Raw genomic sequence first — 19,456 nt, 5'->3', positions numbered from 1 at the left:
TTTGCCTCGTCTCCCGGCAACCTGTACTGTCGTACTCCTGCCTGACCCCAACGCGACTTTGAGTCGGGGGTCGGCGGCGACTATTAAGCCCAAACCCTAACCCGAAATCGGCACCGGCATGTCTGCTGGGGGCTGGTCAAACGGACAGGAAAGGCCTGATAGAGTCGGACTCGCCGGAAAGGGAAACGCGAAAGCGAAGAACTGGAAAGCGAAATTGCGAGGCCCGCTTCGACCGGGAATCGGACACGAAAGAGTCTGATAGAGTCGGAAACGCAAGACCGAAGGGAAGCGCCCGGAGGAAAGCCCCAGAAAATGTTCTGCGGGTGAGTACAAAGGAAGCGTCCGTTCCTTGAGAACTCAACAGCGTGCCAAAAGTCAACGCCAGATACGTTGATACCCCGACCTGCTTCGGCAGGTTCGAGGTTCCTTTGAAAGTCCTGGCAGACCCAGTTATGGGTTCTACCAGGCAATGCACATAGCGAGGACACAGTGAACAGTCGGTCTTATTCCGACTCGGCTGTTCCGCTCTCGTGTTGTGATCCCGATTACGGGAAAACATTCACGGAGAGTTTGATCCTGGCTCAGGACGAACGCTGGCGGCGTGCTTAACACATGCAAGTCGAACGATGAAGCCCTTCGGGGTGGATTAGTGGCGAACGGGTGAGTAACACGTGGGCAATCTGCCCTTCACTCTGGGACAAGCCCTGGAAACGGGGTCTAATACCGGATAACACTTTCCCTCTCATGGGGGAAGGTTAAAAGCTCCGGCGGTGAAGGATGAGCCCGCGGCCTATCAGCTAGTTGGTGGGGTAATGGCCTACCAAGGCGACGACGGGTAGCCGGCCTGAGAGGGCGACCGGCCACACTGGGACTGAGACACGGCCCAGACTCCTACGGGAGGCAGCAGTGGGGAATATTGCACAATGGGCGAAAGCCTGATGCAGCGACGCCGCGTGAGGGATGACGGCCTTCGGGTTGTAAACCTCTTTCAGCAGGGAAGAAGCGAAAGTGACGGTACCTGCAGAAGAAGCGCCGGCTAACTACGTGCCAGCAGCCGCGGTAATACGTAGGGCGCAAGCGTTGTCCGGAATTATTGGGCGTAAAGAGCTCGTAGGCGGCTTGTTGCGTCGGTTGTGAAAGCCCGGGGCTTAACCCCGGGTCTGCAGTCGATACGGGCAGGCTAGAGTGTGGTAGGGGAGATCGGAATTCCTGGTGTAGCGGTGAAATGCGCAGATATCAGGAGGAACACCGGTGGCGAAGGCGGATCTCTGGGCCATTACTGACGCTGAGGAGCGAAAGCGTGGGGAGCGAACAGGATTAGATACCCTGGTAGTCCACGCCGTAAACGTTGGGAACTAGGTGTTGGCGACATTCCACGTCGTCGGTGCCGCAGCTAACGCATTAAGTTCCCCGCCTGGGGAGTACGGCCGCAAGGCTAAAACTCAAAGGAATTGACGGGGGCCCGCACAAGCAGCGGAGCATGTGGCTTAATTCGACGCAACGCGAAGAACCTTACCAAGGCTTGACATACACCGGAAAGCATCAGAGATGGTGCCCCCCTTGTGGTCGGTGTACAGGTGGTGCATGGCTGTCGTCAGCTCGTGTCGTGAGATGTTGGGTTAAGTCCCGCAACGAGCGCAACCCTTGTTCTGTGTTGCCAGCATGCCCTTCGGGGTGATGGGGACTCACAGGAGACTGCCGGGGTCAACTCGGAGGAAGGTGGGGACGACGTCAAGTCATCATGCCCCTTATGTCTTGGGCTGCACACGTGCTACAATGGCCGGTACAATGAGCTGCGATGCCGCGAGGCGGAGCGAATCTCAAAAAGCCGGTCTCAGTTCGGATTGGGGTCTGCAACTCGACCCCATGAAGTCGGAGTTGCTAGTAATCGCAGATCAGCATTGCTGCGGTGAATACGTTCCCGGGCCTTGTACACACCGCCCGTCACGTCACGAAAGTCGGTAACACCCGAAGCCGGTGGCCCAACCCCTTGTGGGAGGGAGCTGTCGAAGGTGGGACTGGCGATTGGGACGAAGTCGTAACAAGGTAGCCGTACCGGAAGGTGCGGCTGGATCACCTCCTTTCTAAGGAGCATCTAGATTCCGTAAGGAATCCAGAGCCACTACGCCAGCAAATGTTTGGCGGTGGTTAGCTCATGGGTGGAACGTTGACTATTCGGCACGGTTGGTTTGTCTTTGTGAGTACTGCTTCGGCGTGGAAAATGGAGACGGATCGGTCGGGTCGGGCACGCTGTTGGGTATCTGAAGGTACGGCCGTCATGGTCGTCCTTCGGTTGCCGGCCCCAGTGAACTCACCTGTTAAGGGTGGGGTGATGGGTGGCTGGTCGTTGTTTGAGAACTGCACAGTGGACGCGAGCATCTGTGGCCAAGTTTTTAAGGGCGCACGGTGGATGCCTTGGCACCAGGAACCGATGAAGGACGTGGGAGGCCACGATAGGCCCCGGGGAGCTGTCAACCAAGCTTTGATCCGGGGGTGTCCGAATGGGGAAACCCGGCAGTCGTCATGGGCTGTCACCCGCTGCTGAACACATAGGCAGTGTGGAGGGAACGAGGGGAAGTGAAACATCTCAGTACCCTCAGGAAGAGAAAACAACCGTGATTCCGGGAGTAGTGGCGAGCGAAACTGGATCAGGCCAAACCGTATGCGTGTGATACCCGGCAGGGGTTGCGCATGCGGGGTTGTGGGATCTCTTTTTCACAGTCTGCCGGCTGTGAGACGAGTCAGAAACCGTTGATGTAGGCGAAGGACATGCGAAAGGTCCGGCGTAGAGGGTAAGACCCCCGTAGCTGAAACATTAACGGCTCGTTTAAGAGACACCCAAGTAGCACGGGGCCCGAGAAATCCCGTGTGAATCTGGCGGGACCACCCGTTAAGCCTAAATATTCCCTGGTGACCGATAGCGGATAGTACCGTGAGGGAATGGTGAAAAGTACCGCGGGAGCGGAGTGAAATAGTACCTGAAACCGTGTGCCTACAAGCCGTGGGAGCGTCGCTGTATGTGCTTGCACATGCAGTCGTGACTGCGTGCCTTTTGAAGAATGAGCCTGCGAGTTTGCGGTGTGTTGCGAGGTTAACCCGTGTGGGGAAGCCGTAGCGAAAGCGAGTCCGAATAGGGCGATTTAGTAGCGCGCTCAAGACCCGAAGCGGAGTGATCTAGCCATGGGCAGGTTGAAGCGGAGGTAAGACTTCGTGGAGGACCGAACCCACCAGGGTTGAAAACCTGGGGGATGACCTGTGGTTAGGGGTGAAAGGCCAATCAAACTCCGTGATAGCTGGTTCTCCCCGAAATGCATTTAGGTGCAGCGTCGTGTGTTTCTTGCCGGAGGTAGAGCACTGGATAGGCGATGGGCCCTACCGGGTTACTGACCTTAGCCAAACTCCGAATGCCGGTAAGTGAGAGCACGGCAGTGAGACTGTGGGGGATAAGCTCCATGGTCGAGAGGGAAACAGCCCAGAGCATCGACTAAGGCCCCTAAGCGTACGCTAAGTGGGAAAGGATGTGGAGTCGCAGAGACAACCAGGAGGTTGGCTTAGAAGCAGCCACCCTTGAAAGAGTGCGTAATAGCTCACTGGTCAAGTGATTCCGCGCCGACAATGTAGCGGGGCTCAAGCGTACCGCCGAAGTCGTGTCATTCACACATATAGGGCCAACGCCTGTGTGGATGGGTAGGGGAGCGTCGTGTGCCGGGTGAAGCAGCCGCGGAAGCGAGTTGTGGACGGTTCACGAGTGAGAATGCAGGCATGAGTAGCGATACACACGTGAGAAACGTGTGCGCCGATTGACTAAGGGTTCCTGGGTCAAGCTGATCTGCCCAGGGTAAGTCGGGACCTAAGGCGAGGCCGACAGGCGTAGTCGATGGACAACCGGTTGATATTCCGGTACCCGCTTTGAAACGCCCAGTACTGAATCAGGCGATGCTAAGTCCGTGAAGCCGGCCCGATCTCTTCGGAGTTGAGGGTAGTGGTGGAGCCGACGAACCAGACTTGTATTAGGTAAGCGATGGGGTGACGCAGGAAGGTAGTCCAGCCCGGGCGGTGGTAGTCCCGGGGTAAGGGTGTAGGCCGTGTGGTAGGTAAATCCGTCACACATTAAGGCTGAGACCTGATGCCGAGCCGATTGTGGTGAAGTGGATGATCCTATGCTGTCGAGAAAAGCCTCTAGCGAGTTTCATGGCGGCCCGTACCCTAAACCGACTCAGGTGGTCAGGTAGAGAATACCGAGGCGTTCGGGTGAACTATGGTTAAGGAACTCGGCAAAATGCCCCCGTAACTTCGGGAGAAGGGGGGCCATCACTGGTGATCCGATTTACTCGGTGAGCTGGGGGTGGCCGCAGAGACCAGCGAGAAGCGACTGTTTACTAAAAACACAGGTCCGTGCGAAGCCGTAAGGCGATGTATACGGACTGACGCCTGCCCGGTGCTGGAACGTTAAGGGGACCGGTTAGCTGACTTTCGGGTCGGCGAAGCTGAGAACTTAAGCGCCAGTAAACGGCGGTGGTAACTATAACCATCCTAAGGTAGCGAAATTCCTTGTCGGGTAAGTTCCGACCTGCACGAATGGCGTAACGACTTCTCGACTGTCTCAACCATAGGCCCGGTGAAATTGCACTACGAGTAAAGATGCTCGTTTCGCGCAGCAGGACGGAAAGACCCCGGGACCTTTACTATAGTTTGATATTGGTGTTCGGTTCGGCTTGTGTAGGATAGGTGGGAGACTTTGAAGCGGCCACGCCAGTGGTTGTGGAGTCGTCGTTGAAATACCACTCTGGTCGTGCTGGATGTCTAACCTGGGTCCGTGATCCGGATCAGGGACAGTGTCTGATGGGTAGTTTAACTGGGGCGGTTGCCTCCTAAAGAGTAACGGAGGCGCCCAAAGGTTCCCTCAGCCTGGTTGGCAATCAGGTGTTGAGTGTAAGTGCACAAGGGAGCTTGACTGTGAGACCGACGGGTCGAGCAGGGACGAAAGTCGGGACTAGTGATCCGGCAGTGGCTTGTGGAAGCGCTGTCGCTCAACGGATAAAAGGTACCCCGGGGATAACAGGCTGATCTTCCCCAAGAGTCCATATCGACGGGATGGTTTGGCACCTCGATGTCGGCTCGTCGCATCCTGGGGCTGGAGTCGGTCCCAAGGGTTGGGCTGTTCGCCCATTAAAGCGGTACGCGAGCTGGGTTTAGAACGTCGTGAGACAGTTCGGTCCCTATCCGCTGTGCGCGTAGGAATATTGAGAAGGGCTGTCCCTAGTACGAGAGGACCGGGACGGACGAACCTCTGGTGTGCCAGTTGTCCTGCCAAGGGCATGGCTGGTTGGCTACGTTCGGAAAGGATAACCGCTGAAAGCATCTAAGCGGGAAGCCTGCTTCGAGATGAGTATTCCCACCAACTTGATTGGTTAAGGCTCCCAGTAGACGACTGGGTTGATAGGCCAGATGTGGAAGCCCGGTAACGGGTGGAGCTGACTGGTACTAATAGGCCGAGGGCTTGTCCTCAGTTGCTCGCGTCCACTGTGTTAGTTCTGAAATAACGAACGGCCGTGTTTTGTTCCGGTGTTGGTTAATTTCATAGTGTTTCGGTGGTCATTGCGTTAGGGAAACGCCCGGTTACATTCCGAACCCGGAAGCTAAGCCTTTCAGCGCCGATGGTACTGCAGGGGGGACCCTGTGGGAGAGTAGGACGCCGCCGAACTCCTTTTAAATAGTTGAGCCCCGTGCCCTTGTGGCACGGGGCTTTTCTGCGTTCCCGACCAGCTTTCGGGTACCCCCGTGTACCTGCCGGCCGTCCCTGAGGGTAGGGTCAGGAGGCATCATTGGCACGTTCTTCACAGGAGGCCCCCGGGTGGAGGTCCAGGAGACTCGCGTTCAGACGAACCGGGTACTCACCATCCCCAACATCCTCAGCATGGCTCGCCTCGTCGGCGTACCTGTCTTCCTGTGGCTGATTCTCCGTCCTGAGTTCGGCGGGCCCAAGAGCGACGGCTGGGCGTTGCTCGTACTGATGTTCAGCGGTATCAGCGACTACCTGGACGGAAAGCTGGCGCGTCGCTGGAACCAGATCAGTAGCCTGGGGCGACTGCTCGACCCGGCCGCCGACCGTCTCTACATTCTTTCGACCCTTGTCGGGCTGACCTGGCGGGAGATCCTTCCCCTCTGGCTCACCGCAGCGCTTCTCGCACGCGAGCTGATGCTTCTCGTGATGGTGGGAATCCTGCGCCGGCACGGCTATCCGCCGCCCCAGGTGAACTTCCTGGGCAAGGCGGCTACGTTCAATCTGATGTACGCGTTTCCCTTGTTGCTGCTCAGCGACGGAGGTGGTTGGCTTGCATGGCTGGCCACTGTTTTCGGATGGGCGTTCGCAGGATGGGGTACAACGCTCTACTGGTGGGCAGGGATCCTCTATGTGGTTCAGGTCCGCCGGCTTGTCAAGGCGGATGCAGTAGCCGATTGAGCCTGTTGATGCGGTGCCGCGCAGCGTGGCCGGCCCGCGGCTGATGACACAGATGCTGCCCTGACGGGCGAAGTCGGCTAGACCGTCGTCTCTTCGAGGAGGACGTTTCCGACATGAAGGCCGTCGTGATGGCTGGTGGTGAAGGCACTCGCCTTCGCCCCATGACCTCAAGCATGCCCAAACCGCTCCTGCCCGTAGCCAATCGGCCGATCATGGAGCATGTGCTTCGGCTGCTGAAGAGGCACGGGCTCAACGAGACGGTTGTGACCGTCCAGTTTCTCGCGTCCCTGGTGAAGAACTACTTCGGGGACGGCGAAGAGCTCGGAATGGAGCTCACCTACGCCAATGAGGAGAAACCGCTCGGCACCGCGGGCAGCGTGAAGAATGCCGAAGAGGCATTGAAGGACGACACCTTCCTCGTCATCTCCGGTGACGCTCTCACCGATTTCGATCTCACCGACCTCATCGCGTTCCACAAGGAAAAGGGCGGCCTGGTCACGGTCTGCCTCACCCGTGTACCGAATCCCCTGGAATTCGGGATCACGATCGTGGACGAAGCGGGTCAGGTCGAGCGGTTCCTGGAGAAGCCCACCTGGGGCCAGGTCTTCTCGGACACCGTCAACACGGGTATCTACGTGATGGAGCCCGAGGTCTTCGACTACGTCGAGGCCGATGTCTCCGTGGACTGGTCCGGAGACGTCTTCCCGCAGCTCATGAAGGAAGGCAAGCCGATCTACGGCTATGTCGCCGAGGGCTACTGGGAGGACGTGGGAACGCACGAGAGCTACGTCAAGGCCCAGGCCGACGTTCTTGAGCGCAAGGTCGACGTGGAGATCGACGGTTTCGAGATCTCGCCCGGTGTATGGGTGGCCGAAGGCGCGGAGGTACATCCCGACGCGGTACTCCGGGGCCCTCTGTACATCGGTGACTACGCCAAGGTCGAGGCCGGGGTCGAGATCCGTGAACACACGGTCATCGGGTCGAACGTCGTCGTGAAGAGCGGGGCGTTCCTGCACAAGGCCGTGGTGCACGACAACGTGTACATCGGTGATCACAGCAATCTGCGCGGCTGTGTCATCGGCAAGAACACCGACATCATGCGTGCCGCCCGGATCGAGGACGGCGCCGTCATCGGCGACGAATGCCTCGTCGGCGAGGAATCGATCATTCAGGGCAACGTCCGCGTCTACCCCTTCAAGACCATTGAGGCAGGCGCATTCGTCAACACCTCGGTGATCTGGGAGTCGCGCGGACAGGCTCATCTGTTCGGAGCGCGCGGTGTCTCCGGAATCCTGAACGTCGAGATCACACCGGAACTGGCCGTCAGGCTGGCCGGAGCGTACGCCACGACGCTGAAGAAGGGTTCGACGGTCACCACCGCGCGTGACCACTCCCGAGGGGCCCGAGCGCTGAAGCGCGCGGTGATCTCGGCCCTTCAGGCCAGTGCCATCGATGTCCGCGACCTGGAGAACGTACCGCTGCCCGTGGCGCGTCAGCAGACCGCACGCGGCAGCGCTGGCGGCATCATGATCCGGACGTCGCCGGGTGTCCCCGACTCCGTCGACATCATGTTCTTCGACGCGAGCGGTGCGGACCTCTCCCAGGCGCAGCAGCGAAAGCTGGACCGCGTCTACGCCCGGCAGGAGTACCGCCGCGCCTTCCCCGGCGAGATCGGCGATCTGCACTTCCCGTCCAGTGTCTTCGACTCGTACACCGGATCCCTGCTGCGGAACGTGGACACCGCCGGAATCGCCGATGCCGGGCTCAAGGTCGTCGTCGACGCCTCCAACGGCAGCGCGGGGCTTGTTCTGCCCAGCCTGCTGGGACGGCTCGGTGTGGACGCGCTGACCATCAATCCGGGGCTGGACGAGTCGCGTCCCACCGAGTCCGCCGAGACCCGGCGGTCCGGACTGGTACGGCTCGGGGAGATCGTCTCCTCGGCCAGGGCGGCCTTCGGCGTCCGGTTCGACCCGGTCGGTGAACGGCTCTCCCTGGTCGACGAGCGGGGCCGGATCATCGAGGACGACCGGGCCCTGCTCGTCATGCTCGACCTAGTCGCCGCCGAGCGACGCAGCGGGCGGGTGGCGCTGCCGGTGACCACCACCCGGATCGCCGAGCAGGTGGCCGCGTACCACGGCACCCAGGTCGAGTGGACGACGACATCACCGGACGACCTGACCAGGGTCGGACGCGAGGAAGGCACCATCTTCGGTGGAGACGGCCGGGGCGGCTTCATCGTTCCGGAATTCAGCAGTGTCTTCGACGGCTCGGCCGCATTCGTGCGGCTGATCGGGCTGGTCGCCAGGACGCAGCTCACGCTCAGCCAGATCGACGCACGTATCCCGCGCGCCCATGTGCTGCGCCGTGATCTGGCGACTCCGTGGGCCGTGAAGGGGCTGGTGATGCGCCGGGTCGTCGAGGCCGCCGGAGACCGTGACGTCGACACGACGGACGGCGTCCGGGTCGTCGAGGCCGACGGCCGCTGGGTAATGGTGCTCCCGGACCGGGCGGAAGCGGTCACCCACCTGTGGGCGGAAGGGCCGGACGACGCATCGGCGCAGGCCCTGCTGGACGAGTGGTCGACGATCGTCGAGAGCTCGGGCGACTGAGACATCCGGCGCCTCCCGCTACACCGGTGGGGCCATTCGGCGGTAGCTGCTGCGACGTGCGACGATGTGCGGCATGTCGCAGCAGCCCCCCGATCGGAGTACGGCCTCGCCGCCCGCGCGCCCCGACGCATCCATGTCGCTGCTGACCAATGTGATGGACCACAGCCTGGACGACGGATACGCCGAGGCATCGGCCCGTCGCAAGGCCGACGGCCGGGCCGGCCTGCCCCGCACGCTCAAGGCGAAGCTGGGCTTCGCGGCGTGCCTGGCGCTGGCCGCGCTCGTTGTCACTCTGGGCGCCGCACAGGCACGGGTCTCGGCGCCGGTCCTCGCCAAGGAACGCGAAGAGCTGATCGACCGGATCGATGCGGAGACCGACGCGGCCGACACCCTTGAGGACCAGGTCGAGAAGGTCCGCGACGACGTCGGCCGACGCCAGCGCAAAGCTCTGGAAAAACACGGCGGCGACCAGGCGGAACTGGTAGCGCTGCTCTCCGGCGCGACCGCCGTGCACGGGCCCGGCGTGAAGCTGGTCGTCGACGACGCGAAGGACACCGACCAGGGCGGCGGCGGGCCGCGTGAGACCAGTGGCTTCTCCGACACCGGACGGGTCCGGGACCGGGATATGCAGCGGGTCGTCAACGGGCTGTGGCAGTCCGGCGCCGAAGCGATCGCCATCAACGGGCAGCGTCTGACCGCCCTGTCGGCGATCCGGGCCGCGGGCGACGCCATACTGGTCGACAACAAACCGCTCGTGCCGCCGTACTCGGTGCTCGCGGTGGGGGACGGGAAGAAGCTCGGTGCCGCCTTCCGCGACAGCGCCGACGGCCAGTACCTGCAAGCGCTGAAGGACACCTTCGACATCAGGACGAGCATCTCCGTCCAGGAGAAGGTGAACCTCCCGGCCGCCCCGAGCATGATCGTACGGACAGCAGAGCCTTATAAGGCCGCAGACACCGGCAGTGGTGCGGCAGACACAGGGAAGGGCACATCGTGATCGCCGTACTGGGCCTCGTCGTGGGAGTCGTGGTCGGACTGTTGGTCCGGCCCGAAGTGCCGGCGGTGGTCGAGCCCTACCTCCCGATCGCCGTCGTGGCCGCCCTCGATGCCGTCTTCGGCGGCCTCCGGGCGATGCTCGACGGAATCTTCGTCGACAAGGTCTTCGTGGTCTCGTTCCTCTCGAACGTGGTCGTGGCCGCCCTTATCGTCTTCCTGGGCGACAAGCTGGGCGTCGGTGCCCAGCTCTCCACCGGTGTGGTGGTCGTCCTGGGTATCCGGATCTTCTCCAACGCCGCCGCCATCCGCCGGCACGTCTTCCGGGCCTGAGGCCGATGAGCAACGACGAGGAATTCACCGGCGACCGGGAACAGCCCGGCGAGCGGCCCGTGGACGCGCCCAAGGAGCTCACCGGACGCCAGCGACTGCTCGCCGGCATCTGGCCGCCGCGGGTGACCCGCGCCCAACTCATCGTCGCGGTACTGCTGTTCGTGCTCGGTCTCGGGCTCGCGATTCAGGTGCGGTCCAACAGCGACAACAGCGCCCTGCGTGGCGCGCGTCAGGAGGACCTGGTCCGCATCCTCGACGAGGTGGACGACCGTTCGCAGCGGCTGGAGGACGAGAAGCAGCGCCTGGACGACCAGCGCACGGAGCTGGAGAACAGCTCCGACCAGGCGGAGGAGGCCCGTAAGCAGACGGTCGAGAAGGAGCGTCAACTCGGCATCCTCGCGGGCACGGTGGCGGCGCACGGCCCGGGAATCACCCTCACCATCAACGACCCGGGTGACGCGGTCGAGGCGGACAAGCTGCTCGACGCGCTTCAGGAGCTCCGGGCTGCCGGCGCCGAGGCCATCGAGGTCAACGGTGTGCGGGTGGTGGCCAATACGTACTTCTCCGGTGACGGCGGCGCCATCAAGGTCGACGGGCGGAAGATCTCGGCTCCGTACGTCTTCAAGGTCATCGGCAAGCCGCAGGATCTGGAACCGGCGCTGAACATCCCGGGAGGCGTGGTGCAGACGTTGGAGAAGGAGCAGGCCACCGTGCACGTGTCGCAGGCCGAGGACATTGTCGTGAACGCCTTGCGACCGGCGGAGCGGCCTGACTACGCTCGGTCGTCGGCCCAGTGAAACCGGGACGCGTGGGCGTCGGGGGACACGGGCAGAAGGTTGCGGGGGGTCGGCGCATCGTATTCGTGGTGCGTGGTGGAAACTGTCGAGTAGATACGGACGTTGTGAAGATGTCCGGGTCGGCAGGTGTGTTCATTCAGGGTTCGTCCTGCCCCACGGGCGGGTCTGTTTCGGTCAAGGGGAATCGCCCGTGAAGTTGTTTGGAAAGTTGTTCGGCAAGAGCGCACGCGATGAGGCTGCCCGCCATCGCGCGCCGCGTAATGGTCAAGCCGACGAGCAGGGCTCGGAGCGCCCGCTCTTCCGCGATCAGGTGGGAGGCCCGGGGGGTGACAATTCGGGCGCGTCGTCTGTTGACCCCGCCGGTCCCGGCCGCATAGGTTTCGGAGAACCGTCAACCTCAAGTACGGGTGGAGGGTTCACCCCGAGGCAGGAGGGTTCGTCCATGCCGGTCTGTACGAGGTGCGGTCACCGCAATGCCGAAGCCAGCCGTTTCTGCTCCAACTGCGGCGCGCCGCTGAGGGGCGGGGTTCCCGAGCGGGCCTCGGAGACGACGTCGACCATCTCCATCTCCGGCCTCGAGGCCTACGAGGCGGAGGCGACCGGTCAGACGTCGGCGCCGTCGCTCTCGCCCGAGGCCCAGGCCGCTGTGGACGCCCTGCCGCTCGGCTCGGCGCTCCTGGTGGTGCGCCGCGGTCCGAATTCGGGCAGCCGCTTCCTGCTGGACGGTGATCTGACCACGGCCGGCCGCCACCCGCAGAGCGATATCTTCCTCGACGACGTGACGGTCTCGCGCCGCCACGTGGAGTTCCGCCGGAGTCCCGACGGCAGCTTCACGGTCGAGGACGTGGGCAGCCTCAACGGCACGTACGTCAATCGTGAGCGCATCGACTCCGTCGCGCTGTCCAACGGTGACGAAGTGCAGATCGGTAAGTACCGGCTGGTCTTCTACGCGAGCCAGCGGGCCATCTGACCCGCCCCTGACTCCGTCGGGGGGACCCCGAGGAAGGTCCATGCTGAGAACACCGACGGGCGGTGCCGGAAACGGCACCGCCACCGCCGACGACCGCCCGATGAGCATCGGCACGGTGCTCCTGCAGCTGCGGGACGAGTTTCCCGAAGTCACCATCTCCAAGATCCGGTTCCTGGAGGCGGAGGGGCTCGTCGAGCCGCAGCGGACGCCCTCGGGCTATCGCAAGTTCCGCCCCGACGATGTCGAGCGGCTCGCCCAGGTGCTGCGGATGCAGCGGGACCACTACCTTCCGCTCAAGGTCATCCGCGAGCACCTGGACGCAGTCGCCCGGGGCGAGCGAGCACCCCTGCCGGCCCCGGACGGTGAGCGGGACTTCACCGACGGCAGCTGGACCGGCGGGACGGGCCGGGCCACCGCCGCCCGCATCGGCCGGGCCGAGCTGCTCGCTGCCGCGGAGGTCACCGAGAGCGACCTTGACGCGTGGGAGTCGTACGGTCTGGTCGTGCCGTCGGCCGACGGCGGATACGACGCCGAGACGGTCACCGTCGCCAGGCTCGTGGCGGATCTGGGCCGGTTCGGTCTGGAACCGCGGCATCTGCGCGCCATGCGGGCGGCCGCGGACCGGGAGGCCGGGCTGATCGAGCAGGTGGTCGCACCCCTGCGCCGGCACCGGAATCCGCAGACCAGAGCCCATGCCGAGGCCACCGCGAAGGAGCTGGCGGAGCTCTCTGTGCGGCTGCATTCGGCCCTGGTACAGACCGCGCTCCAGATCAGACTCCACTGATCCGCGTGGGCCCCGACTACCCAAACCGGCCAAGCACGTCCTAGGGTTGCTGTGTGAACGAGCTCGACGTTGTGGGTGTCCGGGTGGAAATGCCCTCCAACCAGCCGATCGTGCTCCTGCGTGAAGTGGGAGGCGACCGGTACCTCCCTATTTGGATCGGTCCTGGCGAGGCGACCGCGATCGCCTTCGCCCAGCAGGGCATGGCTCCGGCGAGGCCGCTGACCCATGACCTCTTCAAGGATGTGCTCGAGGCCGTGGGCCAGGAGCTCACCGAGGTCCGGATCACGGACCTCAGGGAAGGGGTCTTCTACGCGGAGCTGGTCTTCGCGAGCGGAGTCGAGGTGAGTGCGCGGCCGTCCGACGCCATAGCGCTCGCCTTGCGTACCGGAACGCCGATCTACGGCAGTGACGGGGTGCTCGATGACGCGGGAATCGCGATTCCCGACGAGCAGGAGGACGAGGTGGAGAAGTTCCGCGAATTCCTCGACCAGATCTCGCCGGAGGACTTCGGCACGAACAGTCAGTGACGTCCCCGTTGGGGCGCCGTCAGCGCATCCGACAAGCCTTTCCCGGTCGAGGGTCACGGGAAACCACCCTCAGGGTGATTATCACTCGGCGTGCCGAGTGTGGCGATCGTTGACGCACCCCGGGTGACTGCCTACCTTCGAGTGGGCAGGTCAAGGACGGAGGTCGGCGTGGGAAGCAGCGGCGACGGTGCGGCAGTGGGTGGGCCGTATCCGCAGCAGGGGAGTTCAGCCGACCAGACCATCAGGCAGCCGGCTGCGCCGGCTGCGGTGGCGGGGGGCGGCGTGGCATCGGCCAAGGACATCGGCTATCGCGGGCCGACAGCATGCGCGGCGGCGGGGATCACTTATCGACAGCTCGACTACTGGGCCCGTACGGGCCTGGTCGAGCCGAGCGTCCGGCCGGCCTACGGGTCGGGCACACAACGGCTCTACAGCTTCAGGGACGTCGTCCTGCTGAAGATCGTGAAGCGCTTCCTCGACACCGGGGTGGCCCTCCAGAACATCCGCACCACGGTCCAGCACCTGCGGGCCCGTGGGTTCCAGGACCTGGAGCGCATGACGCTGATGAGCGACGGAGCGACGGTCTACGAGTGCTCCTCGCCCGCCGAGGTCGTAGAGCTGCTCCAGGGGGGTCAGGGCGTCTTCGGTATCGCCGTGGGGGTGGTCTGGCGGGACGTGGACGTCGCGCTGTCACAGCTGCACGGGGAGCGGGTGGACACCGGCGAGACGCTGATCGGGAACAACCCCGCCGATGAGCTCGCCCGACGGCGCAACCGGGCCGGCTGACCCGGTGAGCCCCGGCCGGGCGCGGGACACCCCGGCCCGGCGGGCGGTCGCCGTCCGGCGATTGTCAGTGCCATGGGGCAGCATCGGTTGATGTGAGAGCCGCGCCGACCATCCTGCATCTGGACATGGATGCCTTCTACGCCTCTGCCGAGCAGGCGTCGAAGCCGAGTCTGCGCGGCAAACCGGTCGTGGTGGGCGGGCTGGGACCGCGCGGGGTCGTCGCCACCGCCTCGTACGAGGCCCGGCGTTTCGGGGTCCACTCGGCCATGCCGATGGCGCAGGCCAGACGGCTGGCGCCGAACGCCGCCTATCTGGTGCCGCGCTTCGCGCTGTACCGGACGGTGAGCGACCAGGTCATGGAGCTGCTGGGCCGGCTGTCGCCGCTGGTGGAGCCACTGAGCCTGGACGAGGCCTTCGTCGACCTGGAGGCGGGCGGCACCGCGGACGGCGCGGCTTCCGCGCTGGCCATCGGCGAGCAGCTGCGCGGGGCGATCGAGGCGGTCACCGGACTCAGTGGATCCGTCGGCCTGGCAGGCTCCAAGATGCTGGCCAAGATCGCCTCGGAGGAGGCGAAGCCCGACGGGATCATGCTGATAGAGCCGGGTACCGAGCGGGAGATGCTCGCGCCCATGCCGGTGCGCACCCTGCCCGGCGTCGGGCCGGCCACCGCGGACCATCTGCGGCGCGCCGGGATGACCACGGTGAACGACCTGGCAGAGGCGGGCGAGGCGGAGCTCGTACGGCTGCTGGGCAAGGCACACGGCAGCTCGCTGCACCGGATGGCCTCCGGCCACGACGACCGGCCGGTCGTGGCCGAGCGCGACGCGAAATCGGTCTCGGTCGAGGACACCTTCGACATGGACCTGCACGACCGGGTCCGGGTCAGGAGCGAGGTCGAGCGGCTCGCCGACCGATGTGTCCAGCGGCTGCGCGCGGCGGAGCGCTCGGGCAGGACCGTGGTGCTGAAGGTGCGCCGTTACGACTTCTCGACCCTGACCCGCTCCGAGACGCTGCGCGGGCCCACCGACGACCCCACGGTGGTCCGGGAGGCCGCGGCGCGGCTCCTGGAGTCCGTGGACACCACCGGGGGAGTGCGGCTGCTGGGAGTGGGCGTCACCGGGCTGGCCGACTACACCCAGGAGGACCTGTTCGCGCAGGCGGCCGACGAGCGCGCCGCGGCCGGGCTCGCCGCAGACCTTGCCGCCGCCGGGCAGGCCGGAGGTGCGGAGACCGGCGGGGACGCGGGAACGGACGAGGGCCGGCCGGAGCCGGGGGAGCCGGAACAGGAGAGCGCCGAGCAGCTCGCGGCCCGCCGCTGGCCGGCCGGACACGACGTGCGGCACGACGCCCACGGCCACGGCTGGGTGCAGGGCAGCGGGGTCGGCCGGGTCACGGTGCGCTTCGAGGAGCCGGAATCGGCGCCCGGCCGGGTGCGTACGTTCCGCATCGACGATCCGGCACTCCGGCCCGCCGATCCGCTGCCGCTCGTGCGGGACCCGGCCGACTACTCGTCCTGGCCGGCCAGCCTGCCGAAGTCCCGGTCAGGGGCGGTCTCCTCTGGCGGGGAGTCCAGACCGTAGTGCCGGTAGAGCTGGAGCTCCTGTTCCGGCGAGAGGTGCCGGCCGACCCCGAAGTCGGGTGCGTCCCTGATCAGGGTGCGGTCGAAGGGGACGCGAAGCACGTCCTTGACGAACTCGCTGGGCTCCAGCGGGACGAAGGCGTCCCGGCTGAACAGTCCGGTGCGCACCGCCGCCCACTCCGGCACACCGGTCGCGTCGTCGAGGTACACCTCGTCCACGGTTCCGATCTTGGTGCCCTCGCGGTCGAAGGCCTTGCGGCCGATCAGGCTGCGCGGATCGATGTCGGTCTGCACGGTCCCTCCCACTGGTCGCGGGTACTCCACAGGAACCACAGAAGTGCAGATCCGTGGGGTTGGCCACTCGAAAACTGCGCCGGGTACCCCGCTGGTAGGCTGGGGGCGGCTGCTTACCCCGTGCGGGAGAGTCCTCCGGAGCGAATCCGGAGGCGCCGAAGGAGCAAATCCTCCCCGGAATCTCTCAGGCCCCCGTACCGCACGGACGAGGTCACTCTGGAAAGCAGGGCGGGTTCCGCACGGCATGTGTGCCGAGTGGGTCCCTCCCTCACCGACGGTGAAAGCCGGTGCGCGCAGTGGCACCGGTGAAGCTCTCAGGTTGAGATGACAGAGGGGGAGGCCGTTCGGGCACCCCGCGCCGCGGTGCCCCTCGCAGGTCGTGACAGACCAGGAGGCCTCCACCATGACCCCCCGTCGCACTTCGCTCTCCCAGCTCGAACAGGGAATCCCGTTCGAGCAGCGTCATATCGGTCCCGACGCCGCGGCGCAGGCGAAGATGCTCGCCCAGGTCGGTTACGGCTCGCTCGACGAGCTGACCGCGGCCGCGGTGCCCGATGTCATCCGGAGCACCGAGGCGCTGCGGCTTCCGACGGCCCGCACCGAGGCCGAGGTGCTGGCCGAACTGCGGGCGCTCGCCGACCGCAACCAGGTGCTGGCCCCGATGATCGGGCTCGGCTACTACGGCACGTTCACCCCGCCGGTGATCCTGCGCAACGTGATGGAGAACCCCGCCTGGTACACGGCCTACACGCCGTACCAGCCGGAGATCTCCCAGGGCCGCCTCGAGGCCCTCCTGAACTTCCAGACGATGGTCGCGGATCTGACCGGGCTGCCCACCTCCGGTGCCTCGCTGCTCGACGAGGGCACCGCCGCCGCCGAGGCGATGGCGCTGGCCCGGCGCGTAGGCAAGGTGAAGAACGGCGTCTTCCTGGTCGACGCCGACGCCCTCCCGCAGACCGTCGCCGTGATCCGGACCCGCGCGGAACCGACCGGTGTCGAGGTCGTCGTCGCGGACCTGGCCGACGGCATCCCGGCGGAGATCGCCGAGCGCGGCGTCTTCGGCGTACTGCTGCAGTACCCGGGCGCCTCCGGTGCCGTGCGCGATCTGCGGCCCGTCATCGAGCGGTCCCACGAGCTGGGCGCGATCGTCACCGTCGCCGCCGACCTGCTGGCGCTCACCCTGCTCACCTCGCCCGGCGAACTGGGCGCGGACATCGCGGTGGGCACCACGCAGCGCTTCGGCGTGCCGATGGGCTTCGGCGGACCGCACGCCGGCTTCATGGCCGTGCGCGAGAAGTTCGCCCGTAGCCTGCCGGGCCGCCTCGTGGGCGTCTCCGTGGACGCCGACGGCAACAAGGCGTACCGGCTGGCCCTGCAGACCCGCGAGCAGCACATCCGCCGTGAGAAGGCCACCAGCAACATCTGCACCGCCCAGGTGCTCCTCGCCGTGATGGCCGGCATGTACGCCGTCTACCACGGCCCCGACGGGCTGCGGACGATCGCGCGGCGCACCCACCGTTACGCGGCGATCCTCGCGCAGGGCCTGCGGGCCGGCGGCGTCGAGGTCGTCACCGGCTCGCACTTTGACACGCTCACCGTCCGGGTGCCCGGCCGGGCCGCGGAGGTCGTGGCCGACGCCCGTGAGCGCGGCGTGAACCTGCGGCTCGTCGACGGCGATCTCGTCTCGCTCGCCTGTGACGAGACGACCACGCGTACGGAGATCGCGTCCGTCTGGGCGTCCTTCGGTGTCAGCGGTGACATCGAGGCGCTGGACGCCACGGCCGCCGACGCGCTGCCCGAGCAGCTGCTGCGCTCCGACGACGTGCTGACCCACCCGGTCTTCCACCAGCACCGCTCCGAGACCGCGATGCTGCGCTACCTCCGCAAGCTCGCCGACCGCGACTACGCGCTGGACCGCGGCATGATCCCGCTCGGCTCCTGCACCATGAAGCTGAACGCGACCGCAGAGATGGAGTCGATCACCTGGCCCGAGTTCGGCGCGCTGCACCCCTTCGCGCCGGCCGAGCAGGCCCAGGGCTTCCTGACGCTCATCCGTGAGCTGGAGGAGCGGCTGGCCGAGGTCACCGGTTACGACGCGGTGTCCATCCAGCCGAACGCCGGCTCGCAGGGCGAGTTCGCCGGGCTGCTGGCCGTCCGGGCGTACCACCGTGCCAACGGTGACGAGGGGCGGACCGTCTGCCTGATCCCGTCCTCCGCGCACGGCACCAACGCGGCCAGCGCGGTGATGGCCGGTATGCGGGTCGTCGTGGTGAAGACCGCCGACGACGGCGAGGTCGACATCCAGGACCTCCGCGCCAAGATCGAGCAGCACCGCGACGAGCTGGCCGTGCTCATGATCACCTACCCGTCGACGCACGGTGTCTTCGAGGAGCACGTCGCGGACATCTGCGCCGAGGTGCACGACGCGGGCGGTCAGGTGTACGTGGACGGCGCCAACCTCAACGCGCTGGTCGGCCTCGCCAAGCCGGGCCACTTCGGCGGCGACGTCTCGCACCTGAACCTGCACAAGACCTTCTGCATCCCGCACGGCGGCGGCGGCCCCGGCGTCGGCCCGGTCGGTGTGCGCGCGCACCTGGCGCCGTACCTGCCGAACCACCCGCTGCAGCCCGCCGCCGGTCCGGAGACCGGGGTCGGCCCGATCTCGGCCGCTCCGTGGGGCTCCGCGGGCATCCTGCCGATCTCGTGGGCGTACGTACGCCTGATGGGCGGGGAGGGTCTGAAGCGTGCGACGCAGGTCGCCGTACTCGCTGCGAACTACATCGCCAAGCGGCTGGAGCCGCACTACCCGATCCTCTACAACGGCCCGGCCGGGCTCGTCGCGCACGAGTGCATCGTGGATCTGCGGCCGATCTCCAAGGCGACCGGTGTCAGCATCGACGACGTGGCCAAGCGGCTCATCGACTACGGCTTCCACTCACCGACCATGTCGTTCCCGGTCGCGGGCACGCTGATGATCGAACCGACCGAGAGCGAGGACCTCGCGGAGGTGGACCGCTTCTGCGACACGATGATCGCCATTCGCGGCGAGATCGAGAAGGTCGCCTCCGGCGAGTGGAGCGCGGACGACAACCCGCTGGCCAATGCCCCGCACACGGCGGCCGCGCTGGGCGGGGACTGGGCGCACGGCTACAGCCGTGAGGTGGCGGTCTTCCCGGCCGGGGTCACCGCCGCGGACAAGTACTGGCCGCCGGTGCGCCGGATCGACGGTGCGTTCGGTGACCGCAACCTCGTCTGCTCCTGCCCGCCGCTGGACGAGTACGACAACTGACGGGACCGACGTCATGGACGTCGCCGTATGAC

The 19,456-nt window shown here is 65.4% G+C and carries 12 protein-coding genes, 3 rRNA genes and 1 riboswitch; of the genes, 14 read left to right on the top strand and 1 reads right to left on the bottom strand.

Features of this window, described 5'->3' with window-relative positions; genetic code table 11:
- Window positions 1–558: 558 nt before the first annotated feature.
- From OG892_RS05260 to OG892_RS05200, 13 genes are all read left to right on the top strand, one after another.
- Window positions 559–2,084 (top strand): 16S ribosomal RNA (locus OG892_RS05260).
- Between the two features lie 299 nt (window positions 2,085–2,383).
- Window positions 2,384–5,508 (top strand): 23S ribosomal RNA (locus OG892_RS05255).
- Window positions 5,509–5,587: 79 nt separating this feature from the next.
- Window positions 5,588–5,704 (top strand): 5S ribosomal RNA (gene rrf, locus OG892_RS05250).
- The 16S, 23S and 5S rRNA genes sit together here, the layout of an rRNA operon.
- A gap of 150 nt (window positions 5,705–5,854) precedes the next feature.
- Window positions 5,855–6,463 carry a CDP-alcohol phosphatidyltransferase family protein gene (locus OG892_RS05245; protein ID WP_024493238.1) on the top strand — a complete coding sequence of 203 codons (609 nt, stop codon included), beginning with the start codon at window positions 5,855–5,857 and terminating at the stop codon, window positions 6,461–6,463.
- Between the two features lie 113 nt (window positions 6,464–6,576).
- On the top strand, window positions 6,577–9,072 hold the full coding sequence (locus OG892_RS05240; RefSeq protein ID WP_073739785.1) for a mannose-1-phosphate guanyltransferase: 2,496 nt from the start codon (window positions 6,577–6,579) through the stop codon (window positions 9,070–9,072).
- Window positions 9,073–9,145: 73 nt separating this feature from the next.
- Window positions 9,146–10,069 (top strand): DUF881 domain-containing protein, encoded by a 924-nt coding sequence (locus tag OG892_RS05235; RefSeq protein WP_371628587.1) that lies wholly within the window; start codon window positions 9,146–9,148, stop codon window positions 10,067–10,069.
- On the top strand, window positions 10,066–10,398 hold the full coding sequence (locus OG892_RS05230; RefSeq protein WP_003970459.1) for a small basic family protein: 333 nt from the start codon (window positions 10,066–10,068) through the stop codon (window positions 10,396–10,398). Before OG892_RS05235 ends, OG892_RS05230 begins: the two co-directional genes overlap by 4 nt.
- A gap of 5 nt (window positions 10,399–10,403) precedes the next feature.
- Complete coding sequence (locus OG892_RS05225) at window positions 10,404–11,195, top strand: DUF881 domain-containing protein (RefSeq protein WP_073739789.1); 792 nt, start codon at window positions 10,404–10,406, stop codon at window positions 11,193–11,195.
- Window positions 11,196–11,256: 61 nt separating this feature from the next.
- Entirely contained in the window at window positions 11,257–12,165 is a 909-nt protein-coding gene (locus OG892_RS05220; RefSeq protein WP_199884569.1) for an FHA domain-containing protein, read from the top strand.
- 40 nt (window positions 12,166–12,205) lie between these two features.
- The gene (locus tag OG892_RS05215; RefSeq protein ID WP_073739794.1) at window positions 12,206–12,949 is read left to right on the top strand and encodes a MerR family transcriptional regulator; all 744 of its coding nucleotides are present in this window, start codon (window positions 12,206–12,208) and stop codon (window positions 12,947–12,949) included.
- 53 nt (window positions 12,950–13,002) lie between these two features.
- Entirely contained in the window at window positions 13,003–13,476 is a 474-nt protein-coding gene (locus OG892_RS05210; RefSeq protein ID WP_006123076.1) for a bifunctional nuclease family protein, read from the top strand.
- A 168-nt stretch (window positions 13,477–13,644) separates the two neighbouring features.
- Window positions 13,645–14,262, top strand: a complete 618-nt coding sequence (locus OG892_RS05205) for a MerR family transcriptional regulator (protein ID WP_073739796.1) — start codon at window positions 13,645–13,647, stop codon at window positions 14,260–14,262.
- 92 nt (window positions 14,263–14,354) lie between these two features.
- Window positions 14,355–15,842, top strand: coding sequence for a DNA polymerase IV (locus OG892_RS05200; protein ID WP_371628586.1), 1,488 nt, complete (start codon window positions 14,355–14,357; stop codon window positions 15,840–15,842).
- On the opposite strand, the gene OG892_RS05195 is transcribed toward OG892_RS05200, so the two are convergent.
- Entirely contained in the window at window positions 15,767–16,135 is a 369-nt protein-coding gene (locus OG892_RS05195; RefSeq protein WP_073739840.1) for a PRC-barrel domain-containing protein, read from the bottom strand. The two genes, OG892_RS05200 and OG892_RS05195, sit on opposite strands and share 76 nt — an antisense overlap.
- A 113-nt stretch (window positions 16,136–16,248) precedes the next feature.
- A riboswitch (glycine riboswitch) is annotated at window positions 16,249–16,345 on the top strand.
- A gap of 193 nt (window positions 16,346–16,538) precedes the next feature.
- Between OG892_RS05195 and gcvP the strand changes: the two genes are divergently transcribed.
- Window positions 16,539–19,424 carry an aminomethyl-transferring glycine dehydrogenase gene (gcvP, locus tag OG892_RS05190; protein WP_073739800.1) on the top strand — a complete coding sequence of 962 codons (2,886 nt, stop codon included), beginning with the start codon at window positions 16,539–16,541 and terminating at the stop codon, window positions 19,422–19,424.
- Window positions 19,425–19,456: the final 32 nt, after the last annotated feature.

Source organism: Streptomyces sp. NBC_00341, from assembly GCF_041435055.1.
Lineage (GTDB): Bacteria > Actinomycetota > Actinomycetes > Streptomycetales > Streptomycetaceae > Streptomyces.
The sequence above is the reverse complement of the archived record's forward strand: the minus strand, read 5'-3'. Positions and strand labels throughout refer to the sequence as shown.